Annotated in this window: 20 protein-coding genes; 6 read left to right on the plus strand and 14 right to left on the minus strand. The window is 71.8% G+C overall.

The annotated features are described in order from the left end of the window. From ACO0E1_RS07875 to ACO0E1_RS07885, 3 genes are all read right to left on the minus strand, one after another. On the minus strand, nt 1-243 hold the full coding sequence (locus ACO0E1_RS07875; RefSeq protein WP_422873670.1) for a hypothetical protein: 243 nt from the start codon (nt 241-243) through the stop codon (nt 1-3). A gap of 34 nt (nt 244-277) precedes the next feature. Then, the gene (locus tag ACO0E1_RS07880; RefSeq protein ID WP_422873671.1) at nt 278-3,373 is read right to left on the minus strand and encodes a GH92 family glycosyl hydrolase; all 3,096 of its coding nucleotides are present in this window, start codon (nt 3,371-3,373) and stop codon (nt 278-280) included. Between the two features lie 156 nt (nt 3,374-3,529). Continuing rightward, nucleotides 3,530-4,201 (minus strand): TetR/AcrR family transcriptional regulator, encoded by a 672-nt coding sequence (locus ACO0E1_RS07885; protein ID WP_422873672.1) that lies wholly within the window; start codon nt 4,199-4,201, stop codon nt 3,530-3,532. An 85-nt stretch (nt 4,202-4,286) separates the two neighbouring features. Between ACO0E1_RS07885 and ACO0E1_RS07890 the strand changes: the two genes are divergently transcribed. Next, the gene (locus ACO0E1_RS07890; protein ID WP_422873673.1) at nt 4,287-5,144 is read left to right on the plus strand and encodes an NmrA family NAD(P)-binding protein; all 858 of its coding nucleotides are present in this window, start codon (nt 4,287-4,289) and stop codon (nt 5,142-5,144) included. A gap of 10 nt (nt 5,145-5,154) precedes the next feature. Here ACO0E1_RS07890 and ACO0E1_RS07895 read toward each other — a convergent pair whose 3' ends face one another. The 11 genes from ACO0E1_RS07895 to ACO0E1_RS07945 form a co-directional block, all read right to left on the minus strand. After that, the gene (locus ACO0E1_RS07895) at nt 5,155-6,663 is read right to left on the minus strand and encodes a serine/threonine-protein kinase (RefSeq protein WP_422873674.1); all 1,509 of its coding nucleotides are present in this window, start codon (nt 6,661-6,663) and stop codon (nt 5,155-5,157) included. Between the two features lie 429 nt (nt 6,664-7,092). Continuing rightward, entirely contained in the window at nt 7,093-7,899 is an 807-nt protein-coding gene (locus ACO0E1_RS07900; RefSeq protein WP_422873675.1) for a phosphatase PAP2 family protein, read from the minus strand. A 39-nt stretch (nt 7,900-7,938) separates the two neighbouring features. Next, nucleotides 7,939-8,535: a Fic family protein gene (locus tag ACO0E1_RS07905; protein ID WP_422873676.1), complete on the minus strand. Its 597-nt coding sequence runs from the start codon at nt 8,533-8,535 to the stop codon at nt 7,939-7,941. A gap of 110 nt (nt 8,536-8,645) precedes the next feature. Further along, on the minus strand, nt 8,646-10,331 hold the full coding sequence (locus ACO0E1_RS07910) for a bifunctional 3'-5' exonuclease/DNA polymerase (RefSeq protein WP_422873677.1): 1,686 nt from the start codon (nt 10,329-10,331) through the stop codon (nt 8,646-8,648). Nucleotides 10,332-10,400: 69 nt separating this feature from the next. Next, nucleotides 10,401-10,616, minus strand: a complete 216-nt coding sequence (locus tag ACO0E1_RS07915) for a multidrug transporter (RefSeq protein ID WP_420365772.1) — start codon at nt 10,614-10,616, stop codon at nt 10,401-10,403. Between the two features lie 34 nt (nt 10,617-10,650). After that, nucleotides 10,651-11,415 carry a hypothetical protein gene (locus tag ACO0E1_RS07920; RefSeq protein ID WP_422873678.1) on the minus strand — a complete coding sequence of 255 codons (765 nt, stop codon included), beginning with the start codon at nt 11,413-11,415 and terminating at the stop codon, nt 10,651-10,653. Nucleotides 11,416-11,513: 98 nt separating this feature from the next. Beyond that, nucleotides 11,514-12,368, minus strand: coding sequence for a carbohydrate ABC transporter permease (locus ACO0E1_RS07925; RefSeq protein ID WP_422873679.1), 855 nt, complete (start codon nt 12,366-12,368; stop codon nt 11,514-11,516). After that, on the minus strand, nt 12,365-13,348 hold the full coding sequence (locus ACO0E1_RS07930) for a carbohydrate ABC transporter permease (protein ID WP_422873680.1): 984 nt from the start codon (nt 13,346-13,348) through the stop codon (nt 12,365-12,367). Before ACO0E1_RS07930 ends, ACO0E1_RS07925 begins: the two co-directional genes overlap by 4 nt. Before the next feature lie 25 nt (nt 13,349-13,373). Beyond that, a complete protein-coding gene (locus ACO0E1_RS07935; RefSeq protein WP_422873681.1) occupies nt 13,374-14,693 on the minus strand; it encodes an ABC transporter substrate-binding protein in 1,320 nt (439 codons plus the stop codon). Nucleotides 14,694-14,716: 23 nt separating this feature from the next. Then, a complete protein-coding gene (locus ACO0E1_RS07940) occupies nt 14,717-15,922 on the minus strand; it encodes a Gfo/Idh/MocA family protein (RefSeq protein WP_422873682.1) in 1,206 nt (401 codons plus the stop codon). A gap of 164 nt (nt 15,923-16,086) precedes the next feature. Further along, complete coding sequence (locus ACO0E1_RS07945) at nt 16,087-16,875, minus strand: DeoR/GlpR family DNA-binding transcription regulator (RefSeq protein WP_422873683.1); 789 nt, start codon at nt 16,873-16,875, stop codon at nt 16,087-16,089. 132 nt (nt 16,876-17,007) lie between these two features. Here ACO0E1_RS07945 and ACO0E1_RS07950 point away from each other — a divergent pair, with 132 nt between their 5' ends. The 5 genes from ACO0E1_RS07950 to ACO0E1_RS07970 are packed head-to-tail and all read left to right on the plus strand — an operon-like array spanning nt 17,008 to nt 21,743. Then, on the plus strand, nt 17,008-17,886 hold the full coding sequence (locus ACO0E1_RS07950) for an SIS domain-containing protein (RefSeq protein ID WP_422873684.1): 879 nt from the start codon (nt 17,008-17,010) through the stop codon (nt 17,884-17,886). Then, nucleotides 17,886-18,863, plus strand: coding sequence for an ROK family protein (locus ACO0E1_RS07955; protein ID WP_422873685.1), 978 nt, complete (start codon nt 17,886-17,888; stop codon nt 18,861-18,863). Before ACO0E1_RS07950 ends, ACO0E1_RS07955 begins: the two co-directional genes overlap by 1 nt. Beyond that, nucleotides 18,860-19,978 carry an N-acetylglucosamine-6-phosphate deacetylase gene (nagA, locus tag ACO0E1_RS07960; RefSeq protein WP_422873686.1) on the plus strand — a complete coding sequence of 373 codons (1,119 nt, stop codon included), beginning with the start codon at nt 18,860-18,862 and terminating at the stop codon, nt 19,976-19,978. The genes ACO0E1_RS07955 and nagA overlap by 4 nt, the downstream gene beginning before the upstream one ends. After that, the gene (locus tag ACO0E1_RS07965; RefSeq protein WP_422873687.1) at nt 19,975-20,910 is read left to right on the plus strand and encodes a 1-phosphofructokinase family hexose kinase; all 936 of its coding nucleotides are present in this window, start codon (nt 19,975-19,977) and stop codon (nt 20,908-20,910) included. Before nagA ends, ACO0E1_RS07965 begins: the two co-directional genes overlap by 4 nt. Beyond that, complete coding sequence (locus ACO0E1_RS07970; protein ID WP_422873688.1) at nt 20,907-21,743, plus strand: class II fructose-bisphosphate aldolase; 837 nt, start codon at nt 20,907-20,909, stop codon at nt 21,741-21,743. Before ACO0E1_RS07965 ends, ACO0E1_RS07970 begins: the two co-directional genes overlap by 4 nt. The last annotated feature ends 36 nt before the right edge of the window (nt 21,744-21,779 follow it).

Raw genomic sequence — 21,779 nt, forward strand, 5'->3', positions numbered from 1 at the left:
CTACTCCGACTCGGACGGTTCCCCGGACGCGGAGTCCCGGCGCGACGAAGGAGCGGTCGCAGACGACTGCGGCTCGAGGAACAGGGACGGAGCAGCGGGGTCCGCGGCGGCGCTGCTGACCACCTCGACCGCGATGTCCAGCCCGTGCGCCGGGTCCTCGTCGAGCTCGAGGCCGTTCTCGGACACCTGGTCTTCGGGGATGGCGCGGCCCTGCGAGGGATCGAACGCGCTGCTCATCGACATGGAACGAGCATGCCCGTCCCGCATGAGCAGCGCCTCAGAGCCGCCCGTCGGCAGCCATGAGTTCCAGCTGGGTCAGCTCCACGTCCGTTCCAGCAGTGAACGCGAACGACGCCCCACCGCCGGTGATCGGGAACACCCGGGTCTGGCCTGCCCACTCGAACACGGCGTCGGTGACGTCGACCGAGGACGACCCGAGCGCGACCTGCCACGAGTAGGTCCCCGGCGCCGCTGCGGTCACCGTGTAGAGCGACGCCGACTCGATCGCCACGTCGAACGACGCGGTCGTCCCCGCGGCGAGCACCGTCACCGTCCGTCCGGTGTCGTCCGTCAGTGCAGACGCCCCCACGGGCAGGACGTCCGTCGGGGTGTCCCGGTACCCGTGCACGTCGGACGCCGAGACGGGCCGCGTGTCCGACGCCCACCCGGTCGGCGTCTCGGACAGCTCGACGACGATCGTCGACGCGCCGACGACGACCGTGTGCGGGATGCTGACGGACGTCCAGGGCGAGCCGTCGACGGTGACCGAGGCGATGAACCGACCAGCGCCAGCGGTCTCGATGACGGTGGACGAGCCTCCCGGGGGTCGCAGCACCGCGCGCCGGACCGACGGCGGCACGATCACGTAGGAACCACTGGCCGGTGCCAACGGGTAGAGGCCGATCGTGGCAAAGACGTACCAGGCGCTCATCTCGCCGTTGTCCTCGTCGCCCGGGTAGCCCTGCCCGAGGTCGGAGCCGACGAAGAGGCGGTCCAGACACGAGCGGACGATGCGGTGCGCGTCGTCGTGGCGGCCGGTGAACATCGGGAAGAACGGGATGTGGTGCGCCGGCTGGTTCGAGAGTCCGAGCATGCCGATCCGGACGTCGCGGGCCTCGGTCATCTCGTGGATCGGGAAGCCGTAGTGGCCGGCACGGTCGGTCGCGCCCGTCTCCTGCGTCGCGAAGAACCGGTCGATCGCGGCGTCGAAGCCTTCCGGCCCGCCGTGCAGGTCGACGATGCCGGCGCCGTCGTGCGGGGCGGTGAACATCGTGCCCCAGGCGTTCGTCTCGGTGTAGTCGCCGCCCCACTGGTCCGGGTCGTAGCCCTCGCCCTCGCGCCACCGCCCGTCGGGCGTCCGCCCGATGAAGAACCCGCGGCGACGGTCGAACACGTTCCGGTACTGCAGGGACCGACGGGCGAACCACTCGGCCTCTGCCGTGTACCGCTCGCGTTCCGCGGCGTCGGTGGTCCGGTCCGCCAGGGCGGTCGCCATGACCGAGACGCTCCAGTCGTTGATCGCGGCGTCGAGGGTCCAGGACATCCCCTCGGACGTGTCGGTGTCGACGTGGCCGCGGAAGGCGCCCGGGAGGCTCCCCTTCCGTCCGACACGGTCGTCACGTGGCGGGACGGTCGCGTTCTTCACGGCGCTCCGGTACGCCTGCTCCAGGTCGAACCCGTCGACACCCTTCGACAGCAGGTCCCCGAAGACGGTGTCGCTCGTCGTGCCGGTCATGCAGTCCTCGGCGCCGGGGGCGCTCCACCGAGGGGTCCAGCCGCCGTCGTGGAAGTGCTGCACGAAGCCCTGCGCGAGCTCGCCAGCGGTGTCGGGCGTGAGGAGCCCGAGGAGCGGCCAGGCGGTGCGGTAGGTGTCCCAGAAGCCGTTCGTGGTGGTCATCGCACCGTCGACGACCTCCGGCCCCGGCTCGTCGCGGATCGGCTCGGCGAGGACGTCGCCGTACGGGGACCGGTAGTGCGGCGCACCCGTCAGAGCCGTCTCGCCGGCGCGGTTCGGGTAGAGGAACAGCCGGTACAGGCCCGAGTAGAGCGAGGTCAGCTGGTCCTCGGTGGCACCCTCGACGTCGAGCGTCGCGAGCTTCTCGGTCCACTCGCGCTCGGCCCGCTCGCGCATCGCTTCAAAGGAACCGGCGGCGTCGAGGTTCGCGCGGGCGTCCTCGTGGGAGACCGTCGAGATGCCGAGGAGCACGTCGGTGTCCCCCTCGACGGCGATCCACCCGCGGAGCTGCTGGTCCGTCGACGTCGTGTGGTCCGCCGTCGCGCCGGGGACCCGGAGGTGCACGAAGTGCGGGGGCGTGCCGGGTCGGTCGTCGAGGTGCGCCTCCACGATCGCGGTGCCGTCCTCGATGCGCACGGAGGACTCGAGCACCCGGCCGTGGTGGTCGAGCACGATGCTCCTCGTGCCGGTGAAGCGGAAGCCGAGGGCGAACTCGCCGGGGGTCATCTCCGCGGTGACGCCGTGCTCGAGCGCCACGCGGTAGCGGTGCGGGCCGTCGAGCTCGTCGTCGTGGTCGAACGCCAGGGCCCGTGCGACACGGTCGACGTCCGGCGACCCGAGCGGGGACGGCATCACCTGGAACACCCCGCGGTCCCCCATCCACGGCGACGGGATGTGGCTCGTGGCGAAGGCCTGGATCGCGGGGCGGTTGCCGCTCGTCCGGTTGTGCTCCTGGTACGCGTACGGCCAGCGGTTGCTCGCCGCGTCGGTCATCGGCAGGCCGAACACCCCGCCGTGCGGGAGCCCGACGAGCGGCGCGTTGTTGCCGCGGGAGAACCGGGAGGACGCCTGCGTGCCGCGGGTCGTGCGGACGTGGTCGAGCGGGCGGGCCGCGGCGGCACGACGCGGCTGCTCGATCCGGACGTCGTCGAGCCAGCCACGCGGTGCTGGCCCGGGGGTGGCGGCGGTGACCGACGCGCCGGAGCCGAGCCGGGCCTCCAGGCGGTCGACGACCCGACCCGCGAACGGCGTGAGGTCCACCGCGCGACGGTTCCACTGGTCGACCCAGGCCTTGCGGGCGGCGTCCTGCGCCTCCGGCGTCAGCGCGTCGCCGTACTGGTCCGCTGCCTGCTCGCTGAGTCGGGTGCCGTCGTCGAAGACGATGTCGAGCGTGAACGCCGTGGCGTCCCAGAAGTGCTCGAGGTCCTGCTCCTCGGGCTCGGACCTGCCGTCCGGCAGGGTCCGCTCGGGGAACCACACCCACGACAGCTCGTCGCCGGACTCGATCGTCCGCCCGGCGAACCCGGGCACGCTCGCTTCCGGCTCGTCCACCAGGAACGCCTCGAGGGACGTGAAGCCGACACCGTTCTTCGCGGCGACGGCCGTCGTCGGGCCACCGCTCCGTTGCAGTTCTCGCACAGCCCCACCCTATTTGCTCCAGTGGATGGACGAAACCCGTTGCCGCGGGTGGGGGCGAGTCGCGTGCTCAGCGACAGTTCACGCGGCGCGGAGCCCGAGAACTGTCGCTCAGCCCGAGACTCCGGGCATGGCCGGGCCGGGCCGGGCCAGGCCCGGTCAGGCGTCGGCGATCCGGGCGAGCCAGTCGCGCATGAGCGCCCGCTCCGCCGGCGACAGTGCGGCGAGCGCGTCGTCGTCGGCGGCGAGCTGCACGGCCGCGGCGTGCGACCCCGGATCGGCCTCCGGCGCCGCCACCAGGATCGCGGACGCGAGCGCATCCCACGCCGCAGCGACGAGCGCCGGGTCACGCTCGTCGTCCGGCGTGCCGATCAGGTCGAGGACGACGCCGACCCCGACGGCGTGCACGAGCGACACCGCGCGGGGCTCGCGGACCCGGAGTCGTCCGGCGAGCGCCACGCGGTGGATGCGCTCGCGGAGGACGGCGATCCCCTGGTCCTCCGTCGTCGAGTGCGAGCGCAGCGGGTCCGAGAACAACGCCGTCAGCCCGGGGTTCGCGAGCCCGAACGCGATGTGCGCGTCGAACGAGTCACGGAGGTGCTCGACGGGGTCGACGTCGTCCGGAACCGTCTTGCCGGCGACGTACGCGGCGAAGACCCGGTCGGCGACGGCCTCGAGCAGACCGTCCTTGTCGCCGAACTGTCGGTAGATCGTCGGCGCCTGCACGCCCGCCGCGGCGGCGACGGCTCGGGTGGTGACCCCGGCCGGCCCGACGTCGGCGAGCAGGTCGGCGGCGGCGTCGACGATGCGGTCGCGGACGGAGTCGGTCATGGACCAACGATAACGGATGCTTGTTAGCGCTGTGTTTACAGTGTTACGCTCACGGCGTTTCCAACGATAACGAAGGGTTGTCCCCATGATCATCGTCACCGGCGCCACCGGAGCACTCGGCTCCGCCACCGTCCACGCACTGCTCGATCGCATGCCCGCGGACCAGATCGGCGTCAGCGTCCGAGACACCGCGAAGGCCGCCGACCTGGCGGCGAAGGGCGTGCGCGTCCGTGCGGGTGAATTCGCGGATCCCGCATCGCTCGACCATGCGTTCGAGGGCGCTGACCGCGTGCTCGTCGTCTCCGGCTCGACGCTCGGGCCCGACGGCGTCGCCCTGCACGCGGCAGCCGCCCGGGCTGCGGTGGATGCCGGCGCCGAACGCGTCTTCTACACGGCGCACCAGAACACGAAGGCGGACTCCCCCGTCGCGTTCTCGGTGGACCACGCCCACACCGAGAGCGCACTCGCCGACATCGGCACGCCGTGGACCTCGCTCCGCAACGGCTTCTACGCGCACACCGTCGGCTGGCTCATCTCCGGCGCCACCGAGACGGGCGAGTTGCTCCTGCCCGCGGACGGCCCGATCTCGTGGACCGCTCGGGAGGACCTGGCCGTCGCGGACGCGGTCCTGCTTGCCGACGGCCCGACGTTCGACGGGCCGACGCCAGCGCTCACGGCGGCCGAGGCCGTGACCTTCGAGGACGTCGCCCGGATCCTCTCCGAGGTCACCGGCACGACCGTCCGTCGCACCGTGATCGACGACGAGGAGTGGGTCGCCCGGCAGACCGCCGCCGGCATGCCCGACGCGGCGGCGCAGATGATGCTCGGCATGTTCCGCGGCGCTCGTGCGGGCGAGTTCGACGAGGTCGACCCCCTGCTCGCCGAGCTGCTCGGCCGCGAGCCGGTGTCGGTCAGGACGATCGTCGAGCGCTCCCTGGCCTGACCCCGGCCCGTCAGCCCTTGTTGTGGCCGGGGGCGTTCTCGGAGTTGCCGGGGCCGCTGTTGCTGTTGCTGAGCGGGGTCTGCACCGGGAGCGTCGGCTGCACCGACGGCTCCGGCCCGTTCGAGGGCTCGGTGGGCTGCGACGGTTCGACCGGCTGCGAGGGCTCCGGTTCGACGGGCTCGGACGGCTGGGGCTGCACGGGTTCCTGCGACGGCTGTTCCTCGGGCTGCGAGGGCTCGTCGCTCGGCTGCTGCTCGGTCGGCGCCGTCGAGCTCGACTCCGTCGGCGCGGGTGTCTCGCCGCCCCCGCCGAGCGCGAGCACCGCGGCCACGATGCCGGCGAGCACGAGCACCCCGACGATCACGAGCGTGATCACCAGGCCGCGCCGGCGCTGCTTCGCCGGGGGCTCCGACGACGCGGGAGGGGCCGACACGGGTGCGCCGCCGCCGACGGTCGGACCGCCCGATCCGCGTTGTGCGCCGAGCACAGTGGTTGCCACGTCGTCCGAACCGGACGGACTGGAGGCCGTGCTCGCCGGCAGCACGCGCGTCGCGTCGTCCGCGGGCCGGCTCGCGGGCATCGCCTGCGTCGCGACGTCGGCCTGCGCCGCTCGCGCGGTCTCGGCCCCGGCGGCAGCCCCGGCCACTCCGGCGGCCGCAGCCGCCGCTGTCAGCGTGCCAGGGCCTCCAGGCAGGAGCTGGGTGGCGGGCGCACCGTCGTCGTACGAGAGTGCACGGAGGCGTTCGGCCGCCTCGGTGGCGGACGGCCGCTCGGCCGGATCGGTCGCCGTCATGACGTGCAGGAGCACGCGCCAGGCCGTGGGCAGCGCCGAGTCGATCTCCGGCGAGCGTGTGAGCCGCGCGGTGGCGGACTCGACGGCGCTGCCGGGGAACGGCATCCGTCCGGACAGGCACTCCAGGAGCACGAGGCCGAGCGAGTACACGTCGGACTTGCCGCTGATCCCCTGCGCGGTGACCTGCTCCGGTGCCAGGTAGGCGGCGGTCCCCATGACGGTGCCGGTCCCGGTGACCCGGGCGGCGTCGCGGAGCAGCGCGATGCCGAAGTCGGCGAGCTTGACGTGCGAGCCGTCGGCTTCGAGGAGCACGTTCGCGGGCTTCACGTCGCGGTGGACGATGCCCTGCGCGTGCACGGCGGCGAGGCCGTCAGCGACCTGGGCGCCGACACGGGCGGTCGTCGCACGATCGAGGGGCCCCTCGCGGAGCCTGGTGGCGAGGTCGCTGCCGGGGACGAGCTCCATCACGAGGTACGAGTCGCCGTCGGCGTCGTCGAGTGCCGCGTCGTACAGGGTGACGAGCGCCGAGCTCCGGAGGCCCGCGAGGACCTGGATCTCCGCCTCGGCACGCGCCCGCTCCCCGTGGTCGACGGGTCCCATCCGGAACACCTTGACCGCGACCTCGCGACCGAGCTGCTCGTCGACCGCGCGGTACACGGACGCCATCCCACCGTGACCGAGCGTGCCCGTGACCCGGTACCTGCCGCCGAAGACCCGTTCTTCCATGCCGGGCAACCTATCGGCTCCACCTGACGGACGGGGTGGCTCCGGCTGCCCGGAGCCACCCCGCTGACCTACAGCAACCGCAGGATCGCACCCGCGAGGGTCGCGAGTGCCGTCAACAGCCCGAGGATCTCGAGCACGAGGACGAACCGCCCACGATCGCCGTCACGATGCCGATGTCTCGCCATCGCCGGCCTCCAATCCCAGGGCAGGAGACCGCGGTCCGAGCTCCCCTACCGGATGGCCGGAGGGTCGCGTAGACTCGAACACCGAGGCGGTTCGAGTTACTACGCAACTCAGACCACTGACCTCTTCACGAGGTGAGATCAGCCCCCGGTGTCCGCCGGGGGCTTTTCTCGTGCTTCTTCGAGTTCGGCCGGGCTTCGCCTGGATTCCCGGCCGACCCTTGATCCTCGCGCGATCCGCGAGCGCTCACGAAGCCCTGTGGATATCGCCGGAGCCGCGGTGGACGGCCGTGAGGTACAGCCGGTGGGCGGTGATCACGAGCGCGAGCCACGCCAGCCCGAGGGCCCACGCAGCGAGGACATCGGTCAGCCAGTGGTGCCCCAGGTACACGCGCGAGATCCCGATCGACACGACGAACACCGCGCCGAGCACCACCGTCCACACCCGGGTCACCCGCCGGGACTCGCGGAGCAGCAGCAGGTACACGATCGTGCCGACGACGACCGTCGCGTTCAGGGTGTGTCCGGACGGGAACGACGGCGAGTGCTCGTACGGCGGGACGGCGTCGGCGAGCGGGGGACGCGCACGACCGATGAGGTCCTTGCCGGCGACCGTCATGAGCAGCGACCCGGCGCTCGCGGCGACGAGCAGCACGACCGGGGTCCACGCCCGGCGCTGGACCGTGAAGCCGACGAGGAACCCGAGCGCGACGATCGGCATCCCGATGGTGCCCGCGGCGTTGGTCCACCACGTCACGGCCGTGTCGAGATCCGTGGAGCGCACCGACATCATCCAGTCGAGCACCGGGCGGTCGAGCACGGCGACGTCGTCCGATTCCCGGACGGCGTCGTAGACCTCGGAGGCGATCCACGTGCACACCGCCGCGATGCCGATCCCGATGACCAGGGTGACGATGAGCAGGGGCAGCGCACCAAAGCGGTCGCCCAGTCGCGTCCACACGGTGGCGGATGCCCGTCCGGCGCGTGTCCGCCATGTGGTCAGGTCGACGTCGCCGACCGACCGTTCCTCGGTACGTGCAGCTTCGTCGTCCATCGGTCCACCCTGCCCGTGTTCACCGGGAAGTCGTGGAGGTCACCTGACGAACGCTGGCCGTGTCGTGACGCGGACGACATCGGTGGCTCGGAACATCCTGACGCCCTGCCGCTCGATCTCGACCAGGATGTCCAGCTCGGTGAGTCTCGCCACGGCGTTGCTCGCGGCCTGGTACGTCCTGCCGGTCGCCTTGGCGAGCACGGGCACCGTGACGAACGGCGACTCGATGAGCAGCTCGGCGATGTCGAGGACGATGCCCCGCGCACCGCTGGAACGGATCCGATCGCGGTATGCATCCCGCACCGCGAGCAGCGCAGACATCCGCGCACTCGTGTCGATTGCCGACTGCTCGATGCCCTCAGCGAAGAACTGCACCCAGGCGTCCCACGCTCCGGTCGCGCTGACCTCGGCGAGTCCCTCCTGGTACCGCTCGCGTCGCGCTTCGAACCACGGCGACACGCTCAGGAGCGGCTCCGCCAGGGTCGACGAACGCATGAACTGCAGGACGATGAGCAGTCGTCCGAGCCGGCCGTTCCCGTCGTTGAAGGGATGGAGGGTCTCGAACTGGTAGTGCGCCATCGCTGCTGCAAGCACCGGATCGACCTCCAGCTCGATCGCGTCGCCGATCCAGGGCATCAAGTCATCGTTCAAGTTTGAGCGTCGCAACTGGAATCCGGTCCGCATCGGTTCCAGAAATTTCGAACAAACTTGAACTTACAGGCGTGTAATTCAAGTTTGCATCGCCGTCAGTCCTTCGCGCTGCCGTAGTCGTCGACGACCGCGACGGACAACGGGAACGTGATCGGGAACGACCCGAACAGGATCCGCCCGGCGTCCGCCGCTGCTGCCTCGACCTGCCCGGCGACCCACGCCGCGTCGGCTTCCGGCACGTGCAGCACGATCTCGTCGTGCACGAAGAAGACGAGGTGCGCGCCGTCCCGGACCGGCCCGGGGTACCGCGCGGCGAGCCGGGTCCGCAGCGACGCCATCCACGACAGGGCCCACTCTGCCGCCGTGCCCTGCACCACGAAGTTCCGGGTGAACCGTCCCCAGCTCCGGGCACGCGATTCCACGGCGCGCTGCATCGCCGGGGTGCCGTCGACCGACCACGCACGGTTCCGTGCTTCGAACCACGAGGTCTCCGGGATCGGCGACGTCCGCCCGAGCCGGGTCGTGACGGGTTCGCCGCGTTCCCCCGCGCGGGCCGCCCGCTCGACGAGGTCCAGCGCCCGCGGGAACGCCCGAGCGAGCCGGGGGACGAGCCGACCGCCCTCGCCCTGGGTGGCGCCGTACATCGCGCCGAGCATCGCGCCCTTCGCCTGCTGCCGGGTCTCGACCGCCCCGGACGCGACGACGCCGTCGTAGAGGTCACGGCCGTTCCCCGCCGCGGCCATCGCCCGGTCGCCGGCCATCGCCGCGAGCACCCGCGGTTCGAGCTGTGCGGCATCGGCGACGACGAGCTTCCACCCCTCGTCGGCGACGACGGCCGGTCGGACGAGTTTCGGGAGCTGCATCGCCCCGCCGCCGTTGGCCGCCCAGCGCCCGGTGACGACGCCACCGACCGCGTACTCCGGGTGGAACCGGCCGTCCTGCACCCACTCGTCGAGCCAGGACCAGCCGTTGGCGGTGAGCAGCCGGTACAGGCGCTTGTACTGGAGGAGCGGTTCGATCGCCGGGTGTTCCAGGCGCTGGAGCTCCCACTTCCGGGTGCTGTCCACCACCAGCCCCGCGCGACGGAGGGACCGCAGCACGTCCGCCGGTGAGTCGGGGTTCAGGGCGGGGTCGTCGAGCCGCTGCCGGAGGACCACGGCGATCTCCTCCAGCCGTCGTGGTCGGACGCCGTAGGGCACCCGCGGGCCGAGGGCGTCCTCGAGCAGGCGTTCGTGCATGTCGGCACGCCACGGCAGCCCGGCGAACCGCATCTCCGCGGCGACGAGCGCACCGGCGGACTCCGCGGCGAGCAGCAGTCGCAATGCTCCCGGGTCGGACGCACCGGCGACCGCCGCGAGTTGCGCACGGAGTTCCGCGAGCGGGTCGGCGGCGTCCGCGGGGCGGGTCCCGTCGAGGAGCGCGTCGTCGAAGAGCTGCGCCTGCGTCGCGCGGACGACGCGTTCCTGCTGCGCGGGCGCATCCCAACCGCTGACCGGCGCAGCAGCGAGCGCAGAACCGCGCGTGGCCAGCGCCGCGCGCAGGATGCGATGGCACAGGCGCAGGTCGACGCAGCGCGCGACCCGACCGCCCGCTCGGAGCACGAGCGGGTACCAGCGCGCGGTGTCGTCCCACACCCAGCGGACGCCGGGTGCTTCCCGCGCGGCGACGAACGCCGGGAGTTCCGAGTCGGGAACCGCGACCGGCTCGCCGTCCGGGTCACCGGAGTCGGTCAGCCGCGTCGCGAGGACGCCGCCGTCGACACGGCTGAGGACGAGGTGCACGGAACGATCATGCCGTGCGCCACCGTCCCCGCCGGACAGGTGGCGACGGCGTCGGACCAGTCCGACCTCTCATCGCTCCTGGGTGCGCTCCGTTCCACCGGGTCGCACGGCAGCGGAGTCCGCGACGTCGATGCGCACGGTGCCGTCGGGTTCCTCGGAGACCTCGACGCGCGGGGCTTCGTCGTGGGCATCCGAACCGGACATCCGGCGCAGCGTGTCGTGTCGACGTTCCTCGAAGGACATGTCGACACCGTCGTCGAGGTGGTCGCGATCTGGCTCGGTCATGCCGACGACCGTACGCCCGGCCGCCTGGCCCGGCTCACGCGATCGGCGCGGTCCCGGTGCGCTCGGTCCAGTGCCCACCGCCCGCCCACCGGTCGGAGACGGCCTGCTGCACCCGTCCGGTGGGACGTGCGGCACGCGCCGCGGCGAGCCCGGTGCCGAAGACGAACTTCGCCGCACTGTCGTCGCCCTCGGTCGCGTCGTGCGGGCCGGGTGGGAGCAACCGGAACCGTCGGGCGAACCGGACGACGTTGGCGTCGGGTCCGAGTGCGGTCGCGAGCCCGGGGTCGAGGAGCCACGACCGGCAGGACCACGACGTCGCGACGTGGCCGGGTGCGAGCCGTCGGAGCAGGTCAGGCGCGTCGGCGAACGACCGGTCGCAGGCGACCGGGTCGAGGGGCCCGGTCTCCGGGATGTGGACGCTCCACGTCGGCGTCCCGTCCGGCAGGTGGCCGCCGAGTTCGAACTGGAGGCGCCACACGGCCACCACGCGTCCGGTCGCGACCGCGCAGAACCAGTCCAGCCCAGTCCCCCGGATCCCGTACCGGTCGCGTTTGCGTGCGACGTCGGCGGTGCTCGCGGCCGCCTGCTCGGTGGTCGCCCCGTTGGCGGCGAGCCACGCGGCGGTCTGCGGGAGGACCGCTTCCACGGCCGCCATCGAGAGCGCGTCGCGCTCGGCCGGCGGGGCGTCCGCGACGCTCGCAGCGAGGTCCGCGGCGAGCGCTCCCGGGTCCTGCAGGCGACCGATGGCGGACGCGAGCAGCGCGACGGACGTGGGTCGGGCCTCCCGGCTGTTCGTCACCGCGCGCGGATGCCCGTCAGATCGCAGTTCGTGTCGGTCGTCCGCGCCGCGGAGCGACACGAACTGCGATCTCGACGGTGCGGGACGATCGGCAGCGGTCACTTCAGGCCGGACGAGGCCAGGCCGTCGATCACCCGACGCTGCAGGACGATGAACATGATCAGCACCGGGGCCATCGCCATCAGGCTCGCGGCCATGAGCACCGGGTAGTCGATCGTCCGGTCGCTCGACAGCGTCGCGAGACCGGCGGCGAGGGGCATGTCCTCGGCGCGGGTCGACACGACGAGCGGCCAGAGCAGCTCGTTCCACGACCACAGCACGGTCGTGATCGCGAGCACGCTGATCGACGGCCGGGCGAGCGGCAGCATGATCCGCCAGAACACCTGGAACGGGTTCGCGCCGTCCATGCGCGCCGCCTCTTCGAGTTCCGGTGGCATGTTGAGGAACGCGGTCCGCATCAAGAACGTGCCGAACGCGCTGAACAGACCGGGCGCGACGATCCCGGCGAGGGTGTCGAGCCAGCCGAGCCCTTGCACGATCTGGTACTGCGAGATCAGGTACACCTGCGACGGCACCAGGAGGATCGACAGGACGATCCCGAGGAGGACCGCGCGACCGCGGAACCGCATCCGGGCGAAGGCGTAGCCGGCCAGCGTGCACAGGATGATCTGCGCGATCGTCCGGATGATCGTGACGTACACCGACGTGCCGAGCTGGCTGAGGAACGGCAGTCGCTCGAACACGGCGGCGAAGTTCTGCCACTGCAGCTCACCGGGCCAGAACACCGGCGTGACGGACTGCACCTGGGCGTTCGTGGACAGCGACATGATGATCTGCCAGAGGAACGGGAACGCCATCGCGAACCCGCCGATGCCGAGGACGACGTGGATCCACCAGTGGGAGCCGCCGCGGCGACCCGGGCGCTTCCCGGTCCTGATCGTGGTGGTGGTCATGACTGCACCCACTTCTTCTGGAACCGGAACTGCACGAGCGTCACGATGCCGATGAGCACGAAGATGACCATCGCGATCGCGGCCGCGAAGCCCTTGTCGTTGTCGATGAACCCGGCGCTGTAGAAGTAGAAGACGAGCGACATCGTCTTCGGGATCACCGGGTTGGTGCTGCCGAGGATGGCGTAGAGCAGGTCGAACAGCTGGAAGCTCGAGATCGTCGTGACGATGACCACGAAGAAGATGCTCGGCGTCAGGAGCGGCACGGTCACGGAGCGGAACTGGCGCCAGCGACTCGCACCGTCGAGCTCGGCCGCCTCGTACAGCTCCGGCGGGATGTCCTTGAGGCCGGCGCCGAGGATGATCATCGAGAAACCGAGCGACGACCACAGGCCGACGAGGCTCACCGCGACGAGCGCGAAGCCCGGGGTCGAGATCCAGTACGGGCCGTCGATGCCGAAGCGCCCGAGGAACCAGTTCACGATCCCGTAGTCGCCGTTGAACATGATGCGCCAGACCAGGGCGATCGCGGCGGGCATCGCGACGTAGGGCAGGAAGAAGAGCACGCGGTAGAACTGCGCGAACCGCAGACCCGGGGTGTTCAGGAGGCTCGCGAGCCACACCGCGATCGGGATGCCGACGAGCACGATGGCGGTGTAGATCACGGTGTTGAGCAGCGACTGGTACAGCTGCGGGTCGGACAGCAGCCGGCCGTAGTTGGCGAGGCCCGAGAAGGTCGCGCCGCCGAAGACGCCCCACGTGGTGAACGAGTACCAGAACGTCTGGATGATCGGCCAGATGTAGAACGTGCCGACGCCGATGAGCAGCGGCAGCACGAACAGCCACGGCCACGCACCGTCGGTCCGGATCAGGCGGCGGGGTGCACCGCCGGGGGCGCCCCGCCCGGACGCGTGCTGCGTCCGGGCGGGGCCGACGGCGGGCGTCGCCGCCGTGTCGGGGTGCTGCTCGGTGTGGATCGTCATCGGGTCATTCCCTGACGCCGGGGCGTCACTTCTCCTTGCCGAGGGCGGTGTCCATCTTCTGGGCGAGGTCCTTCGCGACCTCGTCGACGGGCTTCGACCCGTCGAACGCACTCGGGAGCAGGTTCGTCTCGAGGGTGTTCCACGCGGCGGTGTTCTTCGAGACGGGCAGCGGCTTGGCGTAGTCGACCGCGTCGAGGAAGACCTGCAGGTCGGCGTCGGGCATGGTCTTCGTGAAGGCGTCCTGCGTGCCGGTGTAGGCCGGGATCACGGCGCCCATGTCGCCCTGCTGCTGCTGCGCGGTCTTGCCGGCGAGGTACACCTGCAGCGCCTGGGCCGCTGCCTTGTTCTTGCTGCCCTCTGCCACCACGTTCGAGACGCCGTGGATGACCGTCGCCTGCTCCTTGCCCTTCGGCAGCGGGTAGACGACGACGTCCTTCTCCATGTCGGTGCCGGTCAGCGCCGAGCGGAACCAGCTGCCGCCTTGGTACATCGCGAGCTTCCCGGACGTGAACCACTGGTCGGCGGTCGTGTCGGTCAGCTGCTTGATCGACGGCGACGCCCCCGACTTGATGAGGTCGGTCCAGAACTGCAGGCCTTCCTCGGACGCCTTGGACGCGTACTCGGACTTCGTGGCGTCGTCGTTCAGGACGGATCCGCCGGCCTGGAAGATGGTGTCGTAGTAGGTCGTCTGCCCGTCCATGCCGCCGGCGGCACCGTACGCACCCTGCGCCTTGAGCTTCTCGGAGAGCTCGGCGCCGGTCTTCTGGAAGTCGTCCCAGGTCCAGTCCTTCGACGGCATCGCGACGCCGGCCTGCTCGAACAGCGACTTGTTCATCCAGACGCCGATCGTGTCGAAGTCCTTCGGGACGCCGTACTGGGTGCCGTCGTACGTGTAGAGCTCGTTGAGCGCCGACGAGTAGTTCTTCGGGTCGATCGCGCCGGCCTTCACCTCGCCGGTGATCGGCGCGATCTTGCCGTTGGCCGCGTACAGCTGGAAGTTCGGACCGTTCATCCAGAACAGGTCGGGGAGCGTGTTGCTCGAGCCCTGCGTCTGGAGCTTCGTCCAGTAGTTGGCGAACGGGGTGACGTCGACGTTGACCGTGATGTCGGGGTACTCCTCGTTGAAGCCCTTGATGTTGGCCTTGATCGCCTTGACCTGGTTCTCGTCCCAGACGGCGTAGTCCAGGGTCGCCTTGGTGTCCTTCGACACCTTCTCGTAGTCGCCGCCGGAACCCGCGGCGCCCGAAGAGGTCGAGCACCCGGCGAGCAGGGCGGCTGCGCCGAGGGCGGCGACGGCGCCGAAGAGGATGCGTCGGGCTCCTCGGGCGGGGAAGTGTGCGGTCATCGGGTGGTCCTTTCGCACGGCCGTCAGCGCGTGACGGTCTGGGTGGGGAGGGTGAAGTGGAAGATCGTCTCGGCCGGGAGGCTCGGGACGTCGATGGGCACGGAGCCGCCCCGCAGCGAGCGGGTCGCCAGGGCACCGGCGGCGACCGCGGCTCGCGCCGCGACCGGGGACAGTGAGGTCGGTTCGCCGAGTGCGACGCTGCGCAGGAACTCGGTCATGGTGAGGAGGTCGGCGTCCGCGTGGCCGGAGTCGACGCCGTCGATCGGGTACTCGCGGTCCCCCTGGACGTCCCACCCGCGGCGGTGGTTCCAGACCTTGACCACGCCGCCGCCGGTGTCGCCGATGTTCTCGAGCCGGCCTTCGGTCCCGATCACGGTGTAGTTCCGCCAGTAGTCCGGGGTGAAGTGGCACTGCTCGTAGCTCGCCTGCACGCCGTTGTCGAGGGTCATCATCACCATCGAGACGTCCTCGACGTCGACGACGGGGTTCAGGCCGGTCTGCTCGAGCGGCGGCCAGTTGTCGAGCGAGAACCAGTCCCCCATGAGCTCACCGCTGCGGTCGCGACGATCGGTGACGTCGCCGTAGACGGACAGCGAGCCCATCCCGACGACACGGCTCGTGTACCCGCCGGCGAGGGCGTGGATGACGTCGAGGTCGTGGCTCGCCTTCTGCAGCAGCAGCGAGTTGACCTTCGTGCGGTCGGCGTGCCAGTCCTTGAAGTAGTAGTCGCCGCCGTTCCCGACGAAGTGGCGGCACCAGACGGCCTTGACCTCGCCGATCTCGCCGCGTTCGACGATCTCCCGCATGAGCCGGACGACGGCGGCGTGCCGGAAGTTGTGGCCGACGTACAGCGGGGTTCCCGTCTCGGCCGCGGTGTTGAGCACGGCGTCCGCGTCCTCGACCGTGATGGCGAGGGGCTTCTCGAGGTAGACCGCGATGCCCGCGCGGAGCAGGTCGATCGCGATCTCGGCGTGGGTCCAGTCCGGGGTCGTGACGATCGCCGCGTCCACCGCGCCGACGAGGTCACGGTGGGACTCCACCACCAGCGCGTCCGGGTACTCGCTGCGTCCGCGCTCCCGCCCGTCGGCGGTGACGTCCGCGACGGCGGTGATCCGAGCCTCCAGATCGGTGCTCGAGGCGACCGCCTCGGCGACGTGGCGTGCGATAACGGACCGCTGGCCCATGCCGATCACCGCGATGCGGAGTCCTTCGTACGTGTCGACGCTCATCTCGCTCCCTTGCGTGATTGTGACGCCCATGATGCCGAATCGATCATGAATGCACAATAGGCGCTCACGGATCGCTCACGGAAGCGAGATGCGAGGGTTTTACACGCCGGTAACGTCCGGGCGCGACGTGGTGGTGCTGGCGGGCCCGTCAGCCCCGGTCCGGCTCAGTCGGCGACGACGAGCTCCACGCCCGCGGCGGCGAGGTCGGCCGCGAACGTCGGCGGGACCTGCTGGTCGGTGACCAGGACGTCGATCCGGTCGAGCGGGCAGATGCGCGCGAACGTCGAGCGCTCGATCTTGGTGGAGTCCGCCACGACGATCACCCGACGCCCGACGGACGCGAAGTGCCGACTGACCTCGGCTTCTCCCTCGTGCATGGTGGTGGCGCCGTACTGGCCGGTCAGGCCGTCGACGCCGAGCACGACGACGTCGAGCGCGAACTCGTCGAGCGTGTCGCGGACGAGCGGGCCGACGAGTTCGTAGGACTGCCGACGTGCGACGCCGCCGGTGACGACGATCTTGACGTTGGCGCGCACCGACAGCTCGTACCCGATGTTCAGCGCGTTCGTGACGATCGTAACGCCGTACTCGCCGTCTGCCCGGATGAAACGCTCGCTCTTGCCGAGCTCCCTCGCGACCTCGGTGGTGGTGGTCCCGCCGTTCAGCCCGACGGTGTCACCCGGGGCGATGAGCGCCGTCGTCGCACGGGCGATCGCCGTCTTGGCCTCTGCCTGCCGGGCGATCTTGTACTGCAGCGGCAGCTCGTACCCGGCGCCGAGCGCGGCGGCCCCGCCGTGCGTGCGGGTGACCAGGCGCTGGTCGGCGAGGGTCGCGAGGTCGCGGCGAGCGGTGGCCGGGGAGATCCCGAGCATCTCGCCGATCTCGGAGATCGACACGTTGCCCCGTTCGCTCACGAGTTCGAGCAGGGCGTTGAGCCGCTGTTGCGGAGTCATGAGGGCCATCCTACGGGCGTGCCGTGCTCGGTTGCTGATCGGAATTGACGTTTTCCTCTCGCATCGCGCACGATCGCTCGCTATGCTTCCGACCATCGATCACCCGGATCGAGACCGGACCGGAAGGCACCCATGACCGACACCTTCGTGAGCGAGGAGCTCGCGTCGCAGCCGGAGACCTGGCGCGCTGCGGCCGCCCTGCTCCCCTCCTTCGTCGACACCCTCCCCCAGCCAGGCGAACGGGTCGCCGTCGTCGGGTGCGGGACCAGCTGGTTCATCGCGATGAGCTACGCCGTGGCCCGCGAGCAGGCCGGGCTCGGGGTCACCGACGCGTTCGCGGGCTCCGAGTACCCGACCGGACGCGAGTACGACCGCGTCGTGACGATCAGCCGGTCCGGCACCACGACCGAGATCGTGTCCCTGCTCGCCGACCTCCCCACGCAGCGCACCGTGCTGATCACCGCCGTGCCGGACAGCCCGGCGGCGGCGGTGGCGGACGACACGATCGCGCTGCCGTTCGCCGACGAGCGTTCGGTCGTCCAGACCCGCTTCGCGACGACGACGCTCGCCCTGCTGCGCGCGTCCATCGGCGACGACGTCGAGGCCCTGGCCGTCCAGGCGGAAGCGGCGCTCGCGCTGCCGATCGACGACCTCCTCGACGCCGAGCAGGTGACGTTCGTGGGTCGCGGCGCCGCCGTCGGCCTGACGTTCGAGGCAGCACTGAAGACCCGCGAAGCCGCGCAGTTCTGGGCTGAGTCGTACCCCGCGATGGACTACCGGCACGGCCCGATCGCGATCGCGCAGCCCGGTCGACTCGTCTGGTCCCTCGGCAGCACCCCCGACGGGCTGCCGGACGAGGTCGCCGCGACCGGAGCCCGTTTCGTCCACCACGACCTCGACCCGATCGCCGGGCTCGTCGTCGTGCACCGCTTCGCGGTCGCGCTGGCCGAACGTCGCGGGCTGGACCCGGACCACCCGCGTTCCCTGACCCGCTCGGTCATCCTCACCTGATGGGCGGCAGCGGGGCCGTGCTCGGGGTCGACGTCGGCGGCACGGGCATCAAGGCCCGACTGACCGACGCCGACGGGCAGGTCCTCGTCGAGCACCGCGTGCCGACGCCGAAGGACGACCCCGACGCGGAGCGGCTCGCTGAGACCGTCGCGGACCTCGCGCTCGATGCCGTCGACGGCGTCTCGCTCGATGCCGTCGGGGTCGTCGTCCCCGGTGTCGTCGACGAGCGGGCCGGCACCTCGGTGCTCTCGGTCAACCTCGGTTGGCGGGACGTCCCGGTGCGTGCGCGGGTGCTCGCGGCGTTGCTCGCCCACGGCGTCGACGTGCCGCTCGCCTTCGGGCACGACGTCCGAGCCGGTGCCCTCGCCGAGGTCCGATCGGGTGGCCTCGACGAGGGCTCCGCCGTCTTCCTGCCGATCGGCACCGGGCTCGCGAGTGCGCTCGTCGTCGACGGCAGGGTGGTGGACGGCGGCGGATGGGCCGGCGAGGTCGGCCAGGTCCGCCTCGCACACGGACCGCACGCCGGAGCCCGGGTCGAGGAGATCGCCTCGGCCGGTGCCGTCGCCCGCCGGACGGGTGTCGAGAGCGCGCACGCCGCCATGCTCCTCGTGCAGCAGGGCGACCCGACCGCCGTCCGGGTCTGGCACGAGTGCGTCGAGGTCCTCGCCGACGTCATCGGGTGGACCACCGCGGTTGCCGGATGCCACACGATCGTCGTCGGCGGGGGCCTGGCCCGGTCCGGCCCGCTCCTGTTCGACCCCCTCCGTGCGGCGGTCACGGACCGGCTCGCCGGGCTGCGTGTCCCCGCGGTCGTGCCCGCACGGCACGGTGACGCGGCCGGTGCGATCGGGGCGGGCCTGCTCGCACGCGATCTCCTCGCGGGCGGCACGCGCGTCGCGACGGGCACGCCGCTCGTCGCCGAGGGCACGTCGCTCGTCGCCGAGGGCACGCCGCTCGTCGCCGAGGGCACGCGGTGAGCACGCTCGTCCGCTCCGCGCGGCTCGTCACCCCGACCCGGACGGTCGACGGGGGCTGGTTGCTCGTCGAGGACGGGCTGGTGGCCGCCGTGGGATCCGGGGACGCCCCGCCCCACGACCACGTGGTCCAGACCGACGGCACGGTCGTGCCCGGCTTCGTCGACCTGCACGCGCACGGTGCGCTCGGCCACGACTTCGCGACCTGCACCGCGGACGACGCCCGCGCCGTGGCCGCCTTCCACGCCGACCGCGGAACGACGTCGCTCGTCGCGTCGATCGCGACCGGCACCCCTGCGGACACCGTGGCGGCACTCCGTCGGCTCCGGCCACTGGTCGCGGACGGCACGCTCGTCGGACTGCACCTCGAGGGGCCGTGGCTCTCGCCCGCCCGACGGGGAGCACACACACCCGACCTGCTGCACGCACCGACGACGGCCGAGGTCGTCGGGTACCTCGACGCCGCGGGCGACGCGCTCCGGATCGTCACCCTGGCGCCGGAGCTGCCCGGCGCACTCGACACGGTCGGCCGGCTCACGGACGCCGGGATCGTCGTGGCGATCGGGCACACCGACGCGGACGCCGACACGGTCACACGCGCCGTTGATGCCGGTGCGCGACTCGTCACCCACGTCTTCAACGGCATGCCCCCTCTGCACCACCGCGATCCCGGCCCGGTCGGCGTCGCCCTGACCGACGACCGCCTGTCCGTCGAAGCGATCGTGGACGGTCACCACCTCGACGCCGTCACGGTGGACCTGGTCCGCCGCAGCGCCGCCGGCCGGATGGTGCTCGTGTCCGACGCGATGGCCGCGACCGGGTGCCCGGACGGGCGCTACCGGATCGCCGGATCGGACGTCGTGGTGTCCGACGGTGTCGCGATGCTCGCCGACGGCTCGTCGCTCGCCGGCAGCACGAGCACGATCGCGGACGCCGTCGCCCGCGTGCTCGCGAGCGGGCTGGGAGCCATCGCCGAAGCCGTCGCCCTCTCGTCGGGCAACGCCGCGGCGCTGCTCGGCCTCCCGGAGCCGCTCAGCCCTGGGTCTCGCGCGGACGTGCTCGTGCTCGACGCCGATCGGCTCCGCGCCCGTCCGCTCACCGGAGGGGTCCTCGCATGATCGTCGTCGTCACGCCCAACCCCGCAGTGGACGTCACCTACCGCGTCGACGAACAGCGCGTCGGCACGACCCAACGCGTCCGGACCGTGGACCGACGACCCGGCGGCAAGGGGCTCAACGTCGCCCGGGTGCTGCACGCCGAGGGTGTCCGGACCCACTCGGTCCTGCCGCTCGGCGGCGCCGCCGGGATCTGGGTGGCCGATGCGGTGGCAGCCCTCGGGCTCGATGCGACCACGGTCCCGGTCCCCGGCGAGACGCGCACCACCGTGACGGTGGTCGACGACCTCGCCCACCCCACGATGTTCGGCGAGCCCGGGCCGTCGGTGCCGCCCGGGTCGTCGTCCCTGGTCGACGACGCCGTCCGGGCCGCCCTCGGGACGACACCTGCGCCGGGTGGATCCGTCGCGCTCGTGCTCTCGGGCTCGCTCCCCGCGGGTGCCGAACCGACCGTGGTCGTCCCCTGGGTGACGGACGCCGTCGCCGCGGGGGTCCTGGTGGTCGCCGATCTCTCCGGCCCGTCCCTCCTCGCGGCCGCCGACGCCGGTGCCACCGTGTGCAAGCCGAACCGCGAGGAACTCGCCGACGCCACGGGCCTCCCGGACGAACGCGCCGGGGCGCTCGACCTGCTCCGACGCGGTGCAGGGCTGGTCGTGGTCTCACGCGGCGCCGACGGCATCGCGGCACACACGCCCGACGAGGTGGTCGAGGTGCCCGCCGTGCCCGGCGTCGCCGGCAACCCCACCGGCGCGGGGGACGCCGCGACCGCCGGCCTGGTCCTCGCACTGTCCCGCGGCGCCGACACCGTCGTGGCACTGCGCACGGCGGCCGCGTTCGGCGCGGCAGCGGTCCTCCGTCCCGTCGCCGGCGAGATCGACCACGACGCCGCCCACCGGTTCCTCTCCGCCCTCGACCCCACCAGGAGTCCCGCATGATCACCGACCTGGCCCTCACCGGGCTCCTCGACACCGCCCGATCGACCCGGCACGGCATCGGGGCGTTCAACGTCGTCCTACTCGAGCACGCCGAGGCGATCGTCGCGGGCGCTGCCGCCGCCGGTCTGCCGGTGATCCTGCAGATCAGCGAGAACTGCGTCCGGTACCACGGCGCTCTCGCACCCATCACGACCGCGACCCAGGCGATCGCGCGCTCGGCCGACGTCGAGGTCCTCGTGCACCTCGACCACGTCGAGGACGCCGACCTGGTCGCCGAGGGCATCGCGCTCGGGGTGGACTCGATCATGTACGACGGTTCGCACCTCGACTACGCCGCGAACGTCGCCGCCACCCGGGTCCTGGCGGACCGCTGCCACGCGGCCGGCATCGCGATCGAGGCCGAACTCGGCGAGGTCGGCGGCAAGGACGGGGTGCACGCACCGGGGGTCCGCACCGACCCGGCCGACGCCGCGGCGTTCGTGGCCGCGACGGGGGTCGACGCCCTCGCGGTCGCGGTCGGCACCTCGCACGCGATGCAGACCCGCGAGGCCGCCGTCGACCGCGACCTGATCGCGCGGCTGCACGACGCCGTGCCGGTGCCCCTCGTGCTCCACGGGTCGTCGGGGCTGTCGGACGACGAGCTCCGTGGTGCGGTGGCGGCGGGGATGACGAAGATCAACATCTCGACGCACCTCAACGGGCTCTTCACCCGGGCGCTCCGGGACGTGCTCGACGAGCGGCCGGAGCTGGTCGACCCGCGGAAGTACGTCGCCGCCGGCCGCGACGCGATCACGACGGAGACGTCCCGACTCCTGACGCTCCTCGCGAGCTGACGCGACCCGAGCACCGCCGTCAGCGACCCGAGCACC

The sequence above is a fragment of the Curtobacterium guangdongense genome (genome assembly GCF_049341845.1).
Classification (GTDB): Bacteria; Actinomycetota; Actinomycetes; order Actinomycetales; family Microbacteriaceae; genus Curtobacterium; species Curtobacterium guangdongense.